This is a genomic window from Bradyrhizobium sp. Ken01 (assembly GCF_055807355.1).
Genome location: NZ_JBVVPC010000026.1, coordinates 22,903 through 41,942, shown reverse-complemented (window position 1 = coordinate 41,942; position 19,040 = coordinate 22,903). Strand labels below are relative to the sequence as shown.

Sequence of the window (19,040 nt, the reverse complement as noted above, 5' to 3'; positions counted from 1 at the left end):
ATCACACTCGTTTATCGTTCGCTAAGGCCGCCTCAGGGCGCTAGCCTTGAAGCCCCCGGGTTCCGATTCCCCCTCATGGATCACACGTCGCGCAGCAACGCCGTTTCCGCCAACGCGACCCGCATGGTCGACGTGCTGGTGCCGGTCGCGCTCGACCAGACCTATTCCTACAAGGTGCCGCGCGGGATGGAGCTGAAGGCGGGCGATATTATCGGCGTGCCGCTCGGCCCGCGCGAGGTGCTCGCCGTGGTCTGGGCCGAAAACGCCAATCCGGATCCGCGCCTGCACAACCGCCTCAAGGAGGTCAGCGAAAAGCTCGACATCCCGCCGCTGAAGCCCGAGCTGCGTGCGGTCGTGGACTGGATCGCCAATTACACGCTGAGCCCGCGCGGCATGGTGCTGCGCATGTGCCTGCGGATGGGCGAGAACCTCGGCCCCGAGCGGGTGCGCGCTGGCGTGCGCCTGGTCGGCGATCCGCCAAAACGTCTGACGCCGGCGCGGCAGCGCCTGATCCAGGTGCTGTCGGACCGGCTGCTGCACGGCAAGTCGGAAGCCGCCAGGGAGGCCGGCGTTTCGGCTGGCGTGATCGACGGCCTCGTCGACGAAGGCACGCTCACGGTCGAGCCGATGCCGCCGGCTCCGCCGCCGCCGGCCCCAGATCCGGATTTCAGCCGGCCGGATTTTTCGCCGCTCCAGCGCGCCGGGGTCGATGCCATGCGCGCGCTCGCCGCCAACGGCAGCTTTCACGTCGCGCTGCTCGATGGTGTCACCGGCTCGGGCAAGACCGAGGTTTATTTCGAAGCCGTGGCCGAGGCGACCCGACGCGGAAAGCAGTCGCTGATCCTGATGCCGGAGATCGCGCTCACCGGCCAGTTCCTCGATCGCTTCGCGCAACGTTTTGGCGTGCGCCCTCTGGAATGGCATTCCGAGCTGACGCCGCGCACCCGCGCGCGCAATTGGGCGGCGATCTCCGAGGGCAGCGCGCCGGTCGTGGTCGGCGCGCGCTCGGCGCTGTTTCTGCCTTACGCCAATCTCGGCCTCATTGTGGTCGATGAAGAGCACGACCAGGCCTACAAGCAGGACGAGGGCGTGCATTATCACGCCCGCGACATGGCGGTGGTGCGCGCGCACATCGCAAAGGTCCCGATCGTGCTGGCGTCGGCGACGCCGTCGGTCGAGTCCGAGGTCAATGCGCGCAAGAACCGCTATCAGCGCATCGCGCTGCCGTCGCGCTTCGGCGGCCAGCACATGCCGCATATCGAGGCCATCGACATGCGCCGCGAGCCGCCGGCGCGCGGCCGCTTCATCTCGCCGCGGCTGGCGTCCGAGATCAGGTCCGCGATCGAGCGGCGCGAGCAGGCGCTCTTGTTCCTCAATCGCCGCGGCTATGCGCCGTTGACGTTGTGCCGCGCCTGCGGCCATCGCTTCGCCTGCACCATCTGCGATGCCTGGCTGGTCGATCATCGCTTCCGCCAGCGCCTCGTCTGTCACCATTGCGGCTTCTCGATGCCGCGCCCGCAGACCTGTCCGCATTGTGCGGCGGAGGAATCGCTGGTCGCGGTCGGGCCCGGTGTCGAGCGCTTGCAGGAAGAGGCGGCCGCGCTGTTCCCGGAGGCGCGCACCATGGTGCTGTCGAGCGATCTCATCACCTCGATCGAGACGATGCGCTCCGAGCTGAATGACATCGCGGAGGGTCGCGTCGACGTCATCATCGGCACGCAGCTCGTGGCCAAGGGCCACAATTTCCCGCGGCTCAATCTGGTCGGCGTGGTCGATGCGGATCTCGGCCTGTCCAATGGCGATCCGCGCGCCTCCGAGCGCACCTGGCAATTGCTCAACCAGGTGATCGGCCGCGCCGGGCGCGAGCAGGGCCGTGGCATCGGCTATCTCCAGACCCACCAGCCCGATCATCCCGTGATGAAGGCGCTGATCGCCTGCGACCGCGAAGCCTTCTACGACAGCGAGATCGATTTGCGTGAACGCACGCTCTATCCGCCGTTCGGGCGGCTCGCGAGCCTGATCATTTCCGCCGGCGACCGGCCGAGCGCCGAGGGCTTTGGCCGCCACCTCGTCGCGCTCGCGCCGCGCGACGAGCGCGTGGTGGTGCTGGGCCCGGCGGAAGCCCCGCTCGCGGTCATCAAGGGCCGCTACCGCTTCCGCATTCTGGTGAAATCCGCGCGCGGCTTCGACCTGTCGGATTATCTGCGCAACTGGCTTGCCGTATGCCCGAAGCCGAAGGGCAATCAAAAGCTTGAAGTCGACGTCGATCCGCAGAGCTTTTTGTAGGCCGGTTGTCATTCCGGGGCGCGCATAGCGCGAGCCGGAATCCATCGGGCGGCAGAGTTGGTGGGGGAATGGATTCCGGGTTCGCGACTTCGTCGCGCCCCGGAATGACAGCACGTAAAAAAGCCCGCCGTCCCCCAAGACGGCGGGCTTGTTTCAGGCGTCGCGCGCCTTAGGAGACGACTTCCGCGGTGACGCGGCCGACGCCGGCGCCGGTGAGGCCGATGGCGCGGGCAGCGCCCGTGGAGAGGTCGAGGACACGGCCGCGAATGAACGGGCCACGGTCGTTGATGGTGACGATGACGCTCGAGCCGCCATGGGTGACGCGCAGCTTGGTGCCGAACGGCAGCGAACGGTGCGCCGCGGTCATGGCGTTCTGGTTGAAGCGCTGGCCCGAGGCGGTCCTGCTGCCGGACTCATTCCCGTAAAAGGAAGCCATGCCGGAGAAGGAACGTCCGGTGCCCTGCGACGGCGTCATCGACGCATTGGCGTTACGCCAATCGGAGGTCGTGTTGGCATCGTTCTGGGCGTGGTGGCGGTGATGATGGTGGGAATACCGATGGTGATGGCGGGATTTGGCGGAAGCTTCGGTGGCAGTTCCACCGATGAGAAGAGTTGCGGCAACAAAGGCGATCGCCGTACGCGGCCGGGTCACAGAGCCCAGCGTCTTCAAACAAAGCATATATTGGTCCCTAAGCTAGTATTGCCACATATGTGGCAAGTGGAGCCCCCGTAAGTTTGCGAGCGGGACCGCGTTTCGATTCCTAATGAGGCGTGAATTGGGCAGTAAATCCGTTCTGTGTCTTCATGTAATATCTTGTTACCGGCGGGGATATTCGGCCGATATTCCGTACTCTTGGATTTTAACGATTCATTAACCTCTGTATTACTTACAAATACTGTAAAACGAAGTCATCGCTTCCCGCATTTAGAATTGGGTAAGTATTCGGCGAGTGAAGCGGATGCGCCCGGAATCACGCCTCAGCGATCCGTGTTCATGGCCGCTATGCGCTGAGGGCAGGAACAAATCGCCGGCGTCGGCTCACGGGCTGGCTTAAGCGCTGTGGCAATTCCGCGGCGTGGCAGGTCATCGTCGCGTCGTCGTGGAGTGCGACGAACTGGCGACATAACGTCATGCCTTTAATTTGGCGTCATGTTGCACGTGCGCGCCTGCTATGTTAGCAAAGCCGCGATTTTAACGAGCCCGGCACTTCCGTGCGGGGTCGAAAATCGAAGTCCCGCTTGAATTCCAAGGGCTTGGATCGCTAGGCGCCGCTTTGTGGCGACGGTTTTTCCCTTGCGAGTTTGACAGCAAAAAGAGCACGTCTGTGGCTGCAGAAGATACGTCCGTTTCCGGTGTGTCGGGCCGTTATGCAACGGCCTTGTTTGAACTGGCCCGCGACCAGAAAGTGGTCGACGAGGTCAAAGCCGATCTCGAGAAATTCGAGGGCATGCTCAACGAAAGCGCCGATCTGAAGCGCCTCGTTCGCAGCCCGGTTTTCGCGGCCGACGCCCAGTCCAGGGCCCTCTCGGCCGTTTTGGACAAGGCGGGCATCGCCGGCATCTCCGCCAATTTCCTGAAAGTGCTGACCGCCAACCGCCGCCTGTTCGCGGTGGCTGACGTCATCCGCGCCTATCGCGCCCTGGTCGCCAAGTTCAAGGGCGAGGCCACGGCCGACGTCACCGTGGCGGAGGCGCTATCGGACAAGAATCTCGACGCCCTCAAGGTTGCCCTGAAGTCGGTGACCGGCAAGGACGTCGCGCTCAACGTGAAGGTCGATCCCTCGATCATCGGTGGCCTCGTGGTCAAGCTTGGCAGCCGGATGATCGATAGCTCGCTTCGCACCAAACTCAATTCGATCAAGCACGCGATGAAAGAGGCAGGCTGATGGACATCCGCGCCGCGGAAATTTCCGCGATCCTCAAGGACCAGATCAAGAATTTCGGCCAGGAAGCTGAAGTCTCCGAAGTCGGACAGGTGCTGTCCGTCGGCGACGGCATCGCCCGCGTTTACGGCCTGGATAACGTCCAGGCCGGTGAAATGGTCGAGTTCGAGAACGGCACCCGCGGCATGGCGCTGAACCTCGAAACCGACAACGTCGGTATCGTCATTTTCGGCGCCGACCGTGAGATCAAGGAAGGTCAGACCGTCAAGCGGACCCGCGCCATCGTGGACGCGCCGGTCGGCAAGGGCCTGCTCGGCCGCGTCGTCGACGCGCTCGGCAATCCCATCGACGGCAAGGGCCCGATCCAGGCCGACAAGCGCATGCGCGTCGACGTCAAGGCGCCCGGCATCATTCCGCGCAAGTCCGTGAACGAACCGATGGCGACCGGCCTCAAGGCGATCGACGCCCTGATCCCGATCGGCCGCGGCCAGCGCGAGCTGATCATCGGCGACCGTCAGACCGGCAAGACCGCGATCGCGCTCGACACCATCCTCAACCAGAAGCCGCTCAACGCGCAGCCGGACGAGAACATCAAGCTGTATTGCGTCTACGTCGCGATCGGCCAGAAGCGCTCGACCGTTGCCCAGTTCGTGAAGGTGCTGGAAGAGCAGGGCGCGCTGGAATATTCGATCATCGTCGCCGCCACCGCGTCCGATCCGGCGCCGATGCAGTACATCGCGCCGTTCACCGGCTGCACCATGGGCGAGTACTTCCGCGACAACGGCATGCACGCCGTCATCATCTATGACGATTTGTCCAAGCAGGCCGTCGCCTACCGCCAGATGTCGCTCCTGCTGCGCCGCCCGCCGGGCCGCGAAGCCTATCCGGGCGACGTGTTCTATCTGCATTCCCGCCTGCTCGAGCGCGCGGCGAAGCTGAACAAGGACCAGGGCTCGGGCTCGCTGACGGCGCTGCCGGTCATCGAAACCCAGGCCAACGACGTGTCGGCCTACATTCCGACCAACGTCATCTCGATCACCGACGGCCAGATCTTCCTCGAAACCGACCTGTTCTTCCAGGGCATCCGCCCCGCGGTGAACGTCGGTCTGTCGGTGTCGCGCGTCGGCTCCTCGGCGCAGACCAAGGCCACCAAGAAGGTCGCCGGCAAGATCAAGGGCGAGCTCGCGCAGTACCGCGAAATGGCGGCGTTCGCGCAGTTCGGCTCCGACCTCGACGCCTCGACCCAGCGCCTGCTCAACCGCGGCTCGCGTCTGACCGAGCTCCTGAAGCAGCCGCAGTTCGCGCCGCTGAAGATGGAAGAGCAGGTCTGCGTGATCTGGGCCGGCACCAACGGCTATCTCGATCCGCTTCCGGTCAACAAGGTGCGTGCGTTCGAGGACGGTCTGCTGTCGCTGCTGCGCGGCAAGAATGTCGAGATCCTCAACGCGATCCGCGACAGCCGCGATCTGTCCGACGACACCGCCGCCAAGCTGAAGTCGGTGGTCGAAGGTTTCGCCAAGAGCTTCGCATAAGAGAGCGGTCGCAAAGGCCGGGCTTCTTGTCCCGGCCTTCCGTGCCTCACCGCATGGAGACGAAGACGTGGATGCCCGGGACACGCCCGGGCATGACGACTGGGATAGGCTAGCGGCTTGATCCAGGGGATCGAACCGCCGGGGTGAACGAAGAATGGCGTCACTTAAAGACATGCGCGTCCGCATCGCCTCCACCAAGGCGACGCAGAAGATCACCAAGGCCATGCAGATGGTCGCAGCGTCCCGATTGCGCCGCGCCCAGCAAGCGGCCGAGGCGGCGCGGCCCTATGCCGACAAGATGAGCGCGGTGATCTCCAACATCGCCAGCGCTGCCGCCGGTTCGCCCGGCGCGCCGGTGCTGCTGGGCGGCACCGGCAAGGATCAGGTTCACCTGCTGCTGGTCTGCACCGGCGAGCGCGGCCTGTCCGGCGCGTTCAACTCCTCGATCGTGCGCCTCGCGCGCGAGCGCGCCCAGACGCTGATGGCGCAGGGCAAGGAAGTCAAATTTTTCTGCGTCGGCCGCAAGGGCTACGAGCAGCTCCGTCGCCTCTACGACAAGCAGATCGTCGAGCACCTCGACCTGCGCGGCGTTCGTCAGCTCGGCTTCCTCAACGCCGAGGACATCGCCAAGAAGGTTCTGGCCCGCTTCGACAACGGCGAATTCGACGTCTGCACGTTGTTCTACGCGCAGTTCAAGTCGGTCATCGCCCAGGTCCCGACCGCGCAGCAGATCATTCCGCTGACCGTGGAAGAAAAGGCGGCGAATGCGCCGTCGACGTCCTACGATTACGAGCCGGAGGAAGACGAGCTCCTCTCCGGCCTGTTGCCGCGGAATATCGCGGTACAGATTTTCCGCGCGCTGCTGGAAAACAACGCCTCGTTCTATGGCGCCCAGATGAGCTCGATGGACAACGCCACCCGCAACGCGGGCGAAATGATCCGCAAGCAAACCCAGATCTACAACCGAACCCGTCAAGCCCAGATCACCAAGGAGCTGATCGAGATCATCTCCGGCGCCGAGGCGGTCTGACGCACGAACCAAACGACGGTCGTTCAAGTAAAGAATTTCGAAGGAGAGCTTCATGGCTACAGCAGCTACCCAGGTCGGTCGTGTCACCCAGGTCATGGGCGCCGTCGTCGACGTTCAGTTCGAAGGCCATCTGCCGGCCATTCTGAATTCGTTGGAAACCAAGAACGGCAACATCCGCCTCGTGCTGGAAGTTGCGCAGCATCTCGGTGAGTCCACCGTGCGCACGATCGCGATGGACGTGACAGAAGGTCTGGTCCGCGGCCAGGAAGTGACCGACACCGGTCAGCCGATCTCGGTGCCGGTGGGTGCGGGCACGCTCGGCCGCATCATGAACGTGATCGGTGAGCCGATCGACGAAGCCGGTCCGATCCAGTCCGAAGGCAAGCGCGCCATCCACCAGGAAGCGCCGACCTACACCGATCAGTCGACCGAAGCGGAAATTCTCGTCACCGGCATCAAGGTCGTCGACTTGCTCGCGCCCTACGCCAAGGGCGGCAAGATCGGCCTGTTCGGCGGCGCCGGCGTCGGCAAGACCGTGCTGATTCAGGAGCTGATCAACAACGTTGCGAAGGCGCACGGTGGCTACTCCGTGTTCGCCGGCGTCGGCGAGCGTACCCGCGAGGGCAACGACCTCTATCACGAGTTCATCGAGTCCAAGGTCAACGCCGATCCGCACAATCCGGATCCGAGCGTCAAGTCGAAGTGCGCGCTGGTGTTCGGCCAGATGAACGAGCCGCCCGGCGCCCGCGCCCGTGTCGGCCTCACCGGTCTGACCGTCGCCGAGCATTTCCGTGACCAGGGCCAGGACGTGCTGTTCTTCGTCGACAACATCTTCCGCTTCACCCAGGCCGGTTCTGAAGTGTCGGCGCTGCTCGGTCGTATTCCGAGCGCCGTGGGTTACCAGCCGACGCTCGCCACCGACATGGGCGCGCTGCAGGAGCGCATCACCACCACGCAGAAGGGTTCGATCACCTCGGTGCAGGCCATTTACGTTCCGGCCGACGACTTGACCGACCCGGCGCCCGCGACCTCGTTCGCGCATTTGGACGCCACCACGGTGTTGAACCGCGCGATCTCGGAAAAGGGCATCTATCCGGCGGTGGATCCGCTCGACTCGACCTCGCGCATGCTCTCGCCGCTCGTCGTCGGCCAGGAGCACTATGACACCGCGCGTCAGGTCCAGCAGGTGCTGCAGCGCTACAAGTCGCTGCAGGACATCATCGCCATTCTCGGCATGGACGAGCTTTCGGAAGAGGACAAGCTGACGGTGGCCCGCGCCCGCAAGATCGAGCGCTTCCTGTCGCAGCCGTTCCACGTCGCCGAAATCTTCACCGGCTCGCCCGGCAAGTTCGTCGACCTCGCGGACACCATCAAGGGCTTCCGCGGCCTCTGCGAAGGCAAGTATGACCACCTGCCGGAAGCCGCCTTCTACATGGTCGGCACCATCGAAGAGGCGATCGAGAAGGGCAAGAAGCTCGCCGCTGAAGCGGCCTAAGAAGCGAATGGCGAATAAGGAGTAGCGAATAGTACGCTGCTCCTGTTCGTCACTCGCTATTCGCCACTCGCTATTCGCAGGTTTATCATGGCCACCTTCCACTTCGATCTCGTCTCGCCGGAAAAGCTCGCCTTCTCGGGCGAGGTCGACCAGGTCGATATCCCCGGCGTCGAGGGTGACTTCGGCGTGCTGGCGGGACATGCGCCGGTCGTGGCCGCGATCCGGCCCGGCATTCTCACCGTGACCATCGGCGGCAGGCACGAGAAGATTATCGTGCTCGGCGGTATCGCTGAAGTTTCCGACAAGGGCCTGACCGTGCTCGCCGACGTCGCGACCTCGCTGGCCGAGCTCGACCGCGCCCAGTTCGCCGCGACCGTCTCGGAGATGGAAGAGGGCTTGAAGGAGCACGAAGGCAGCGAGCTCGATCAAGCCATCGCGCGGCTCGACCACTTCAAGAGCATCCAGCACGAGCTCAACACCACGGCTATGCACTAAGCCCCGGTGCACCGCGCCGGGGCTCAAGCTACAAATCCCTGAATAAGTTCAGCGCTCGTCACGGAAGTGGCGGGCGCTGAAACTTTGTTGCACCGCGCCGCCGATAGCGCCATTCTGCGCCCGCGAACTTTGTTCCGGGGGCCGGCCGCAGATGAAACGCAAGATCGCAGCGATTTTCGCAGCCGATATTGCCGGTTATTCACGACTGGTCGCGGAAGACGAAGAGGAGACGCTGCGGCGTCTCGCCTCCTATCGCGAGGTCGTCGACGATTTCATTGCCAGGGCGGGCGGACGCATCTTCAACACTGCCGGCGACGCCGTGCTCGCGGAATTTCCAAGCGCCGTCGATGCGGTGCGTTGCGCCATCGACATCCAGGAATCCCTGCGAACCCGCAACATGGCCTATCCGCCAAGCCGGCAGATGTCGTTCCGCATTGGTATCACCATCGGCGACGTGGTCGAGCGAGACGGTGATCTGCTCGGTGACGGTGTCAATATCGCCGCCCGGCTCGAGGGCCTCGCCGAGATCGGCGGCATCTGCGTCTCCCGCGCGGTGCACGAGCAGGTCGCCAACAAGCTGTCGGTGCAGTTCGCCGATATCGGCGCGCAGGAGGTCAAGAACATCCCGACGCCGGTGCATGCCTACATGGTGGCGATGCGGCGCGGGGACGGCAGCTACGCAACGCCGCAGATCAAGAGGGTGGCGAAGGCTGCGGCCGCGCCGAACTGGATGTGGCCGTTGGTGGTCGGTGTCGTCTCCGTCGTCGCCATCGGCGTCGGCGGCTTCCTCTATTTCACCAAGTTGGAGACGACCAGGGCGCCGTCAATCGCAGCGATCACGCCAAGCCCTGTATCAAGCCCTGTATCAAGCCCCGCATCAACAGCGCCAGGCTCGTCATCCACAATGGCGGCGAAAGCGCCGATGCCCATGCCGGCACCATCGGCTTCGCCGATGGCGGGCAAGTTTCCCGCCGACAACGTCCCCTTCATCAACGAGCGCATCCGCAACTACCTGGCGGGCGACTATTCCGCGGCCGGCGACTACAAGGCGTTCGCGCTCAATGTCGGCGGGTTCACCGGCGCGTCATTGAATCAGCCGAACGAGGAAGCCGCGCGCAACGCCGCACTCGATCAGTGCCAGAAGCGCGCCGATGCCGCGCAATCGCCGCGGCGCTGCGAGCTCTATGCTGTCGGCAACAACGTGGTCTACACGCACGGCAAGCCCCCGATGCCGCCGCAACCCTTCGTCCGGCATGACGCCATGACCGAGCGCGCCTTCGCCTCGAAAGATTTTCCGATGGTGCGCGATCCCGCCAAGGTCCGGCTCGAGAACATGTTCGTGCCCGCGGCAAAATCCCGCGCGGTCGCGCTCGGCCCGGGCGGTCAATATTTCATGGTGATGGGCGCGTCATCCGCAGACGATGCCGCGCGGCGCTCGCTGGAATCGTGCGGCGCGATCGCCGGCGTCGCCTGCCTGGTCGTTGCGGTCGACGAGAATTTCGTCGTGCCGATCCCGACCCTGCTCAGGATCACCGGCTTCTTCCACGCGGCGTCTAACGCCTCGATCGTCGCCGATGCGCGCGACGAGGTCGTGCGTAAGCTCGCCGACGGCATGGGCTGGAATGCCGTCGCGGTCGGCACCGCGGGCCGGCCGGGCTTCGGTCTGAGGGCCGCCGACGAGCAGACAGCCGTCAATTCCGCGCTCGCCGACTGCGCCAAGAGCGACCGCGATTGCCACGTCATCGCAATCGGCCCATTCACGGTCGGGCCGATCAATTAGGGCTGAAAACTGGCTCTCGGGTGGTTTTCGCGTTTTAGTTTGCGAACGGCGCAAACTGCTGTGCCACGGCGCTGTAGACGTGGCGGCGGAACGGCACCACGACATCGGGGACACGATCGAGCCGCTCCCAGCGCCAGGCGTCGAACTCGGCGGGCTGCCCGTTGCGCGGCGTCAGCGGATCGATCTCGTCATCCTTGCCGGTGAAGCGCAGCGCGAACCATTTCTGGCGCTGGCCGCGGAATTTCGCCAGCCGGTGCGTCTGCGGCCCGTCATAGGGCGGGAATTCGTAAGTCAGCCAGTCGGTCTCGCCGAGATAGGTTGCGCTCTTGACGCTGGTCTCTTCCCAGAGTTCGCGCAGCGCGGCATCGCGCAAATCCTCGCCGTCGTCGACGCCGCCCTGCGGCATCTGCCAGTCGAGGCCCGGCAGGATGATCTCGGGTCCGTCGCCCTTGAAGCGGTGCCCGATCAGCACGCGGCCGTCGGCATTGAACAGCGCGATTCCGACATTGGGACGGTAGGGTTTTTCAGTGCTCACGCGTGGATCTCTCGTCGTCATTTCAGGCGATGCATTAAAGCGTTTTCGAGCGAAGTGGATACCGGTTCGCGTCAAGAAAACGCGTCAAAATAAAAAACTAGAGCCCCGTTCCGATTCCATCGGAACGGAACTGGCTCTAGCATCAACCTGGAATGGCGACCTGAACTAATCCTGCGCCAGCGCGGAAAATTCCTTGACCACACGCTCGTAGACCGGACGCTTGAACGGGATGATCAGTCCGGTCAGGTTCTTCATCGGTTCCCAGCGCCAGCTCACGAACTCGGCCTTGTGGCCGCCGCCGGGCTTTTCGACGTTGATCTCGCTGTCCTTCCCGGTGAAGCGGACCGCGAACCATTTCTGGCGCTGACCGCGGTAGCGGCCCTTCCAGGCGCGCCCGGCGACCGTGCGTGGAATGTCGTAAGTGAGCCAGTCCGGAACCTCGCCGAGCCGCTCGACCGAACGCACGCTGGTCTCCTCATAGAGCTCGCGCTTGGCAGCCTCCCAATTGTCCTCGCCGGGATCGACGCCGCCCTGCGGCATCTGCCAGACATGGGTGTCGTCGACATGCTCGATGCCGCCGGCGCGCCGGCCGATGAACACCAGTCCGTCCTTGTTGAGCAACATCACGCCGACGCAGGTCCGGTAGGGCAGATCCTCGTAACGCGCCATTCCGCCAGACCTCTCGCATGCTGTCGGTATGGCTGAAGCAGGCCCCGCGGGCCTGTGCCGTACCAATCCGTTGATTTAGCTGGATTTTGATTTCAGCATCGCGGTTGTCAATGGCACCAAAAGGATACCTCGGTCGCCCAACGTCTTGGTCCAGACGCCAATGCGCTCGATCGAGACCGGGAGGGCGGAGGCGGTGCCCACGGCCACGCCGCGCTCGCGTGCCGCGGCTTCGAGCTTGGTCAGGGCGCGGTCGATCTCGGCCGGGGTCGGCACTGCGTCGATCGCGATATCGCCCTTGCCGAACGGCATCGCCAGGCTGCCGGCGGCCTGGGGCGCGATGCTGCGGGGCGAGGAGCCGTCGTCGAAGAAGCCGAGGCCGCGCTTGGCCGCCTCGCGAATGATCGGCTGCATCGCCGGCTCCGTGGCGATGAAGCGGGCGCCCATGAAATTGGTGAGGCCGGCATAGCCCTGCATCCGGCTCAGATGCCAGTACAGGCGGTCCATGTTCTGGTCGGCACTGAGCGACGTCAGCAGCGTCTGCGGTCCCGGATCATTGTCGGGGAAGTCATAGGGCTCCATCGGGATCTGGAGGAAGATCTCGTGGCGCTGGGCGCGGGCGCGCTCGGCGAGTTTTCCTGGATCGGAGCCGTAAGGCGTGAAGGCCAGCGTCACCGCCGGCGGCAGCCGCATGATGGCATCGGTGGTCTTGGCGGCGCCGACGCCCAGGCCGCCGATCAGGATTGCGACCACCGGCATCTTGGCGGCCTTGGCGCGGTCGGCATCCGCCGCATAGACGTTGAACGGCTTCAGATCCCCGGACATCGCGGGGATCATGCCATAGCGCGATTTCTCGAGGAGTTTTGAGTCGATCCCGGCCATGACGGGCGGCGGTGCGGAGGCCGAGGCCGCCTCGCTCTTGCCGGCGGCATCGCCGCCGATCACCACGTCGTGGCGCGTGCCGGTGGAACCGTCGATCATGGTGACGGTCTTCTGCTCGCCCGCCTGCTTCGGTGCGTCCCTGGTCTCTTGCTTGCTGTCCTGCTTGCTTTCTTGGCTGTGGCTGGCGGCGGCCGGCTTGTCGTCGCCGGCCTTGTCTGCGGCATTGGGCTCGCGGATCGCGAGCCGCGTCATCGGCTCGCCGCCGAGCGGATCCTTGTTGAATATGGCGAAGCCGGCAAAGGTGACCAGGAACAGGCCGAGCAGGACTGCGAGCAGCTGCATGGGCGTGAACGGCAGCCGCAGCCGGCGTTTCCGGCGCGGCTTGTCCCGTCCGAGCGGGGCGCTCAGATCATCGGCCGTTTCAGTCATGCGCGATCCCGAATCACTCGAGATGACGATACCACGCCGAGGTCAAGCGGCGGCAGGCCGGGATAGGCCGGGGATAGCAGGAGTTCCAAGCAAAAAGGGCGGCTCCGGGAGCCGCCCTTTTCGTCAGATCGCGATGCGCCGAGTTAGTTCGCCGCTTTGGGCTTGTCGGTCGTGGCCTTGTCGCCGCCCGGTGTGGGCGCCGCGGACGCGCTGTTCTTGATGCCGTGGAGCAAATCGTCGGCGAGCTTGAGCGCCTTGTCGTCCTTGGCGTCCGGCGGGACGTAGGACTGCGAGCCGGTCTTTTCGTCGCCGTCGTTCTTGAGATGGCCGCGCAGCGATGCTTCGCCCTTGGTGTCGGTGCGCGACTTCAGCTCGTCCGGCACGTCCTGCAGCACTTCGATGTCGGGCACGATGCCCTTGGCCTGGATCGACTTGCCCGACGGCGTGTAGTAGCGCGCAGTGGTCAGACGCAGCGCGCCGTTGCCGGAGCCGAGCGGAATGATGGTCTGCACCGAGCCCTTGCCGAACGAACGCGTGCCGACGATGGTCGCGCGCTTGTGGTCCTGCAGCGCGCCGGCGACGATCTCCGACGCCGAAGCCGAGCCGCCGTTGACCAGCACGATGACCGGCTTGCCCTTGGTGAGGTCGCCCGTATGCGCGGTCCGGCGCTGGGTCTCCTCGGCATTGCGGCCGCGGGTCGAGACGATCTCGCCCTTCTCCAGGAAGGAGTCGGAGACGGTGACCGCTTCCTCGAGCAGCCCGCCCGGGTTGTTGCGGAGGTCGATGACGTAGCCCTTCAGCTTGTCGCCGATCTGATTCGAGAGGTTGGCGACCTCGCGCTTCAGGCCTTCGGTGGTCTGCTCGTTGAAGGTGGTGATGCGGATATAGGCGATGTCGTCGGCCTCGATGCGGGCGCGTACCGAACGGACGCGGATGTTGTCGCGCACCAGCGTGACGTCGATCGGATTGTCCTGGCCCTTGCGGATGATCTTGAGCTTGATCTTGGTGTTGACGGGGCCGCGCATCTTCTCGACCGCCTGGTTCAGGGTCAGGCCCTGCACCGCTTCGTCGTCGAGATTGGTGATGATGTCGTTGGCCATGACGCCGGCGCGCGAGGCCGGGGTGTCGTCGATCGGCGAGACCACCTTGATCAGGCCGTCTTCCATCGTGACTTCGATGCCGAGGCCGCCGAACTCACCGCGGGTCTGCACCTGCATGTCGCGGAAGCTCTTGGCATCCATGTAGCTCGAATGCGGATCAAGACCGGTGAGCATGCCGCTGATCGCGGATTCGATCAGCTTGGTGTCGTCGGGCTTCTCGACATAGTCCGAGCGTACGCGCTCGAAGACGTCGCCGAACAAATTGAGCTGGCGATAGGTGTCCGCGGTGGCGGCTCGCGCGCTGGAGCCCATGAAGACCGCGCGCGGTTGCGTCACGAACAGCGTCAGCGCCGCACCGGTGGCCGCGCTGAGGAGGATAACTGAAGTCTTGCGCATCATCCGCGAACCTTCTCGCCTTCATTTGCGGCCCACCATGGGCCTGGATCGATTGGAGTGCCGTCTTTGCGGAACTCGACATAGAGCACAGGTTGACTCGCGTTCGTGGCGAGAATGGAGGCGACTTGAGAAGTCGACCCCATGGTCGCGACAGGCTCCCCCGTGAGCACAAACTGACCGATGTTGACCGAAATGCGCTCCATCCCGGCGATCAGCACATGATACCCGCCCCCGGCATTGAGGATCAAGAGTTGTCCATAGCTGCGGAACGGGCCGGCATAGACAACCCAGCCATCACACGGCGTCGTGACCTGGGAGCCGGGCCTGGTCGCCAGCGAAATGCCCTTCTGGACCCCGCCGAGCCCGTCCGAACCGCCGAAATCCCTGATCTTGTTACCGTTAACCGGAAGAGGCAGGAGGCCCTTGGCCGCGGCGAAGGCCATCGCAGGGGTGGTCCGGGAACGATCCTTGAAAGCGCCGGGGCCGGTCTTGGCGCTGGCGGCCGCGTTTGCAGCCGCCTTGGCCTCGGCCTGCCTGGCGGCCTCAGCCGCCTTCTCGGCCGCCTTGGCGGCGCTTTGCAGATCCTGCTCCATCTTGGCGATCAGCCCCTGGAGATCGCCGACCTGTCTCGAGAGCGCGACGGCGCGCGCATTCTCGGCGTCGAGGTCCTTTTCGCGCGACGCCTGCTGACGCTGCCGCTCGTCGACCAGAGCCGCGAGCCGGGTCTGGTCGTTGCGCACCTTGTCGCGGTCGGAGGCAAGCTGGTCCCGCTCGGTCGCGATGGTCTTGCGTAAGGCCACGAGTTCGCCGAGCTCGCCTGCGATCTTTTCGGCGCGGCCGCGCAATTCCGGCACCACGGCACCGAGCAGCATCGCCGTGCGCAGCGATTGCAGGGCATCCTCGGGCCGTACCAGAAGTGCCGGCGGCGTCCGCCTTCCGGCGCGCTGCAAGGCCGCCAGCACCTCGACGATGTCGGCGCGGCGTAAATCGAGCGAGCTGCGCATCGCCTGCTCGCGGCCGTTCAGCGATCGCAGCCGCGCTTCGGCCTCGTCGATCTTGGTCTCGACGATGCGCACGTTGGCGGCGGTGTCGATCAATTGTTGATTGAGCTGGGTGCGGTCCTGGCCGAGCGAGGTGATCTCGGCCTTGAGCTTGGCCTGCGCTTCCTCGGCGCTCTTCTTGCTGGCGCGCGCGGCTTCGAGCTCCTGCTCGCGCTGCTTGATCGCATCGGGCGCGACAGCCGCAGTCTGCGGTGCAGGCGTCTGAGCTTGCGCGAGGCTTGCGCCCAAAATACTTGAGCCCATAACGCCGGCGATCAGCAGCAGGTTGAGGACAGGCGCTCGCATCGCTTTAGGCAAAGGTGCTCGTTGTGGCGCGGGTCACGCGCGGTGATAGGGATGGCCGGCCAGAATGGTGGCGGCCCGATAAAGCTGTTCCAGAAGCATGACGCGGACCATTTGATGCGGCCAGGTCGCAGAGCCGAACGCGATCGCGAGCTTGGCCTTACGGCGCAATTCGGGCGAAAGTCCGTCCGCCCCTCCGATCATGAAGATAGTATGACCGGAACCCTCGTCGCGCCAGCGGCCGAGATGCCGTGCGAATACGGTCGAATCCAGATTCTGGCCGCGCTCGTCCAACGCCACCAGCACCGATTTTTCGGGAATATGCGCGGAGATCGCCGCGGCCTCTTCGGCCATCCGCGTCGCCGTATCGCGCGCGCGGCTTTCGGGCAATTCGTGGATGGCGAGCTCGCGGAATCCGAGCTTGCGGCCGGCCTCATCGAACCGCTCGAAATAGCGGTCGGCAAGCTCCCGTTCGGGGCCCTGCTTCAGCCGGCCCACCGCAATGACGGCTATGCGCATGATATGTTCAGGGTCGCGTTTTCTGGACCGCGCGCGATATGCGCGCGCACGACGCTAGCATGCGCGTCAGCCGATTCGAAATCGGCCAGCAGCCTTTAGATCGCCTTCGCCGCCCCTGGGCCCTGCGTGTACAATCTCTCGAGACTGTAGAATTCGCGGACCTCGGGTCTGAACACGTGCACGATCACATCGCCGGAATCGATCAGCACCCAGTCGCAATTGGGCAAGCCCTCGACGTGGATGTTCTTGATGCCGTTTTCCTTGAGGCCTTTGGCGACGTTCTCCGCGATCGCGCCGACGTGCCGGTTGGCCCGGCCGGTCGTGACGATCATGTAGTCGGAGTAGGCCGATTTGCCGCGAAGGTCGATGGTGACCGTCTCTTCCGCCTTCATGTCGTCGAGGCGGGAGAGGATCAGGCTCAGCGTCTTGTCGGCGTCGGGTTGCGCCTTCAAGGCCGCAGCTTTGGTCGATGTTTTACGCGTAGGCTTGGCAACCTTGGGTAAAACAGACTTCGGTGAAGCCGTCTTGGATGAGGCTGTCTTGGACAATACAGATGTGGTCAGGGACCATTCCTTTCACTGTATCGCGAACGCCGAATCCGGCGCCCACTGGTTACACTACATCATGTGGGGTTAAGGGTTTCAATATGCCAGAGAGCCCGAAGGCCGGATGGCGTTCGCACAATCTGACTCACTTCGTACCTTTCCAGCTTCCGTCCGGGTTCCGTAAGCCGGTCGACGAGAGATTCAGCTTCATACCGGTCAGGAACACCCAGGCCGGGGCGGCCCGATCCGCAAGCAATGGCGCCTCATTCTCCGGCAAGCGGTAGCGTCTGAGCGCCTGGGCGGCGGGAGAGGCGAGGGCACGGAAACTCTGTGGCGGGCGATCGATGACCGCAATCGGCACCTGATCGGCGATGCGCCGCCAGTGCTGCCAACGATGGAATTGAGCGAGGTTGTCGGCGCCCATGATCCAGACAAAGCGCAAGCCCGAGAGGCGGCGGCGCAAGGTGTTGATCGTGTCGATGGTATAGCGCGTGCGAATGACGGATTCGAGACAGCTCACCTCGATCCTGGGATCGTCGGCCACGTCGCGCGCTGCCTGCATGCGCGCGCCGAGCTCATGCAGCGCGCCGTTCTCCTTCAGCGGATTGCCTGGTGTCACCAGCCACCACACCCGATCGAGCTGAAGGCGTTTCAGCGCGAACTGGCTGATCGCGCGATGGGCCTGGTGCGGCGGATTGAACGAGCCGCCGAGCAGGCCGATGCGCATGCCCGAAGTGTGGGTCGGTATGGCCTGCGCGAAGAAACGTGGCGCGACGAAATTGTTGCTCAATGCCCCGCGCCCTGCGTGGTCTACGGCCGCGTCTGCCCGGTGCCGTGAACGCGATATTTGAAGCTCGTCAGCTGCTCGGCGCCAACCGGGCCGCGGGCATGGAATCTGCCGGTGGCGATGCCGATCTCGGCGCCGAAGCCGAACTCGCCGCCGTCGGCGAACTGTGTCGAGGCGTTGTGCAGCACGATCGCGGAATCGACTTCGCTGAGGAATCTCTTCGCAGCGGTCTCATCGGCGCTCACGATCGCATCGGTATGGTGCGAGCCGTGGTTCTGGATATGCGCAATCGCGCCGTCGACGCCGTCGACCACCTTCGCTGCGATGATCGCATCGAGATATTCGGTGTCCCAATCGTCCGCGCTCGCGGGTTTGACGCGCGCATCGGTCTTTTGCACAGCCTCGTCGCCACGCACTTCGCAGCCGGCCTCGATCAGCATCTCGATCAGCGGCTTGAGGTTTTTGCCGGCAGCGGCGCGATCGACCAGCAGCGTCTCGGCGGCGCCGCAGACGCCGGTGCGGCGCATCTTGGCATTGAGCACGATCGACTTCGCCATGGCGAGGTCGGCACTGCCGTCGATATAGACGTGATTGACGCCTTCGAGATGGGCGAACACCGGCACGCGTGCTTCCTGCTCGACGCGCGCGACGAGGCTCTTGCCTCCGCGCGGCACGATCACGTCGATGGCGCCGTTCAATCCCGACAACATCTGGCCCACGGCCGCGCGGTCGCGCGTCGGCACCAGCGTGATCGCGGCCTCGGGGAGACCCGCTTCGCGCAGGCCCTGCACCAGGCAGTCATGGATCGCGCGGCAGGAGCGGAAACTGTCGGAGCCGCCGCGCAGGATCACGGCATTGCCCGACTTCAGGCACAGCACGCCGGCGTCCGCCGCAACGTTCGGGCGGCTCTCGAAGATCACGCCGACGACGCCGAGCGGCACGCGCACGCGCTCGATGGTCATGCCGTTCGGCCGTTGCCAGCTCTCGGTGACGATGCCGACCGGATCGGCAATGCCGCGCACGATGCCGATGCCCTCGGCCATGCCCTCGACCCGCGCCGGCGTCAGCGTCAGGCGATCGATGAAGGACGAGGTGGCGTTGCCGGAGGCGCGGGCCTCGGTGACGTCCTCGGCATTGGCGGCAAGGATCGCAGCGGCATTGTTGCGGATCGCCCGTTCCATGGCCTCGAGCGCCCGGTTCTTCTGCTCCGGCGGCGCCAGCGCCAGCACGCGCGCGGCAGCGCGGGCACGGGTACCGAGATCGGTCATCAGCGCCTGAAGATCGGCATTGCCGTCGACGGCTTTGAGGGGGGCGGCCATGGGAGTTTCAACCTTCTG

17 protein-coding genes are annotated in these 19,040 nt (G+C 64.7%); 7 read left to right on the top strand and 10 right to left on the bottom strand.

Annotated elements, in window-relative coordinates; genetic code table 11:
- The first annotated feature begins 75 nt into the window (after positions 1-75).
- Positions 76-2,286 (top strand): primosomal protein N', encoded by a 2,211-nt coding sequence (locus tag AC0L3S_RS23445; protein ID WP_473281566.1) that lies wholly within the window; start codon positions 76-78, stop codon positions 2,284-2,286.
- 169 nt (positions 2,287-2,455) lie between these two features.
- On the opposite strand, the gene AC0L3S_RS23440 is transcribed toward AC0L3S_RS23445, so the two are convergent.
- Positions 2,456-2,965, bottom strand: coding sequence for a septal ring lytic transglycosylase RlpA family protein (locus tag AC0L3S_RS23440; RefSeq protein ID WP_027566411.1), 510 nt, complete (start codon positions 2,963-2,965; stop codon positions 2,456-2,458).
- 646 nt (positions 2,966-3,611) lie between these two features.
- On the opposite strand from AC0L3S_RS23440, the gene AC0L3S_RS23435 reads away from it, so the two are divergent.
- The 6 genes from AC0L3S_RS23435 (at position 3,612) to AC0L3S_RS23410 (ending at position 10,501) form a co-directional block, all read left to right on the top strand.
- On the top strand, positions 3,612-4,172 hold the full coding sequence (locus AC0L3S_RS23435; protein WP_027566412.1) for a F0F1 ATP synthase subunit delta: 561 nt from the start codon (positions 3,612-3,614) through the stop codon (positions 4,170-4,172).
- Positions 4,172-5,701 carry a F0F1 ATP synthase subunit alpha gene (gene atpA / locus AC0L3S_RS23430; protein WP_007604342.1) on the top strand — a complete coding sequence of 510 codons (1,530 nt, stop codon included), beginning with the start codon at positions 4,172-4,174 and terminating at the stop codon, positions 5,699-5,701. The genes AC0L3S_RS23435 and atpA overlap by 1 nt, the downstream gene beginning before the upstream one ends.
- Positions 5,702-5,855: 154 nt before the next feature.
- The gene (locus AC0L3S_RS23425) at positions 5,856-6,731 is read left to right on the top strand and encodes a F0F1 ATP synthase subunit gamma (RefSeq protein WP_473264773.1); all 876 of its coding nucleotides are present in this window, start codon (positions 5,856-5,858) and stop codon (positions 6,729-6,731) included.
- Positions 6,732-6,783: 52 nt separating this feature from the next.
- Complete coding sequence (gene atpD, locus AC0L3S_RS23420; protein WP_473264774.1) at positions 6,784-8,226, top strand: F0F1 ATP synthase subunit beta; 1,443 nt, start codon at positions 6,784-6,786, stop codon at positions 8,224-8,226.
- An 87-nt stretch (positions 8,227-8,313) separates the two neighbouring features.
- Positions 8,314-8,721 (top strand): F0F1 ATP synthase subunit epsilon, encoded by a 408-nt coding sequence (locus AC0L3S_RS23415; RefSeq protein WP_473281564.1) that lies wholly within the window; start codon positions 8,314-8,316, stop codon positions 8,719-8,721.
- A 151-nt stretch (positions 8,722-8,872) separates the two neighbouring features.
- On the top strand, positions 8,873-10,501 hold the full coding sequence (locus AC0L3S_RS23410; RefSeq protein ID WP_473281562.1) for an adenylate/guanylate cyclase domain-containing protein: 1,629 nt from the start codon (positions 8,873-8,875) through the stop codon (positions 10,499-10,501).
- Between the two features lie 34 nt (positions 10,502-10,535).
- On the opposite strand, the gene AC0L3S_RS23405 is transcribed toward AC0L3S_RS23410, so the two are convergent.
- The 9 genes from AC0L3S_RS23405 to AC0L3S_RS23365 form a co-directional block, all read right to left on the bottom strand.
- Positions 10,536-11,036, bottom strand: a complete 501-nt coding sequence (locus AC0L3S_RS23405) for an RNA pyrophosphohydrolase (RefSeq protein ID WP_473264777.1) — start codon at positions 11,034-11,036, stop codon at positions 10,536-10,538.
- Between the two features lie 165 nt (positions 11,037-11,201).
- Entirely contained in the window at positions 11,202-11,705 is a 504-nt protein-coding gene (locus AC0L3S_RS23400) for an RNA pyrophosphohydrolase (RefSeq protein WP_007604352.1), read from the bottom strand.
- Positions 11,706-11,780: 75 nt separating this feature from the next.
- Positions 11,781-13,013 (bottom strand): divergent polysaccharide deacetylase family protein, encoded by a 1,233-nt coding sequence (locus AC0L3S_RS23395; RefSeq protein ID WP_473264778.1) that lies wholly within the window; start codon positions 13,011-13,013, stop codon positions 11,781-11,783.
- Positions 13,014-13,156: 143 nt separating this feature from the next.
- A complete protein-coding gene (locus tag AC0L3S_RS23390) occupies positions 13,157-14,512 on the bottom strand; it encodes a S41 family peptidase (protein WP_007598902.1) in 1,356 nt (451 codons plus the stop codon).
- Positions 14,509-15,855 carry a murein hydrolase activator EnvC family protein gene (locus AC0L3S_RS23385; protein ID WP_473281560.1) on the bottom strand — a complete coding sequence of 449 codons (1,347 nt, stop codon included), beginning with the start codon at positions 15,853-15,855 and terminating at the stop codon, positions 14,509-14,511. Before AC0L3S_RS23385 ends, AC0L3S_RS23390 begins: the two co-directional genes overlap by 4 nt.
- 33 nt (positions 15,856-15,888) lie before the next feature.
- Positions 15,889-16,371 carry a 23S rRNA (pseudouridine(1915)-N(3))-methyltransferase RlmH gene (rlmH, locus tag AC0L3S_RS23380; RefSeq protein ID WP_473264780.1) on the bottom strand — a complete coding sequence of 161 codons (483 nt, stop codon included), beginning with the start codon at positions 16,369-16,371 and terminating at the stop codon, positions 15,889-15,891.
- 95 nt (positions 16,372-16,466) lie between these two features.
- On the bottom strand, positions 16,467-16,823 hold the full coding sequence (gene rsfS / locus AC0L3S_RS23375) for a ribosome silencing factor (RefSeq protein ID WP_007604366.1): 357 nt from the start codon (positions 16,821-16,823) through the stop codon (positions 16,467-16,469).
- A 238-nt stretch (positions 16,824-17,061) separates the two neighbouring features.
- The gene (locus AC0L3S_RS23370) at positions 17,062-17,706 is read right to left on the bottom strand and encodes a nicotinate-nucleotide adenylyltransferase (RefSeq protein WP_473281558.1); all 645 of its coding nucleotides are present in this window, start codon (positions 17,704-17,706) and stop codon (positions 17,062-17,064) included.
- A 20-nt stretch (positions 17,707-17,726) separates the two neighbouring features.
- Positions 17,727-19,022: a glutamate-5-semialdehyde dehydrogenase gene (locus AC0L3S_RS23365; protein ID WP_473281556.1), complete on the bottom strand. Its 1,296-nt coding sequence runs from the start codon at positions 19,020-19,022 to the stop codon at positions 17,727-17,729.
- Positions 19,023-19,040: the final 18 nt, after the last annotated feature.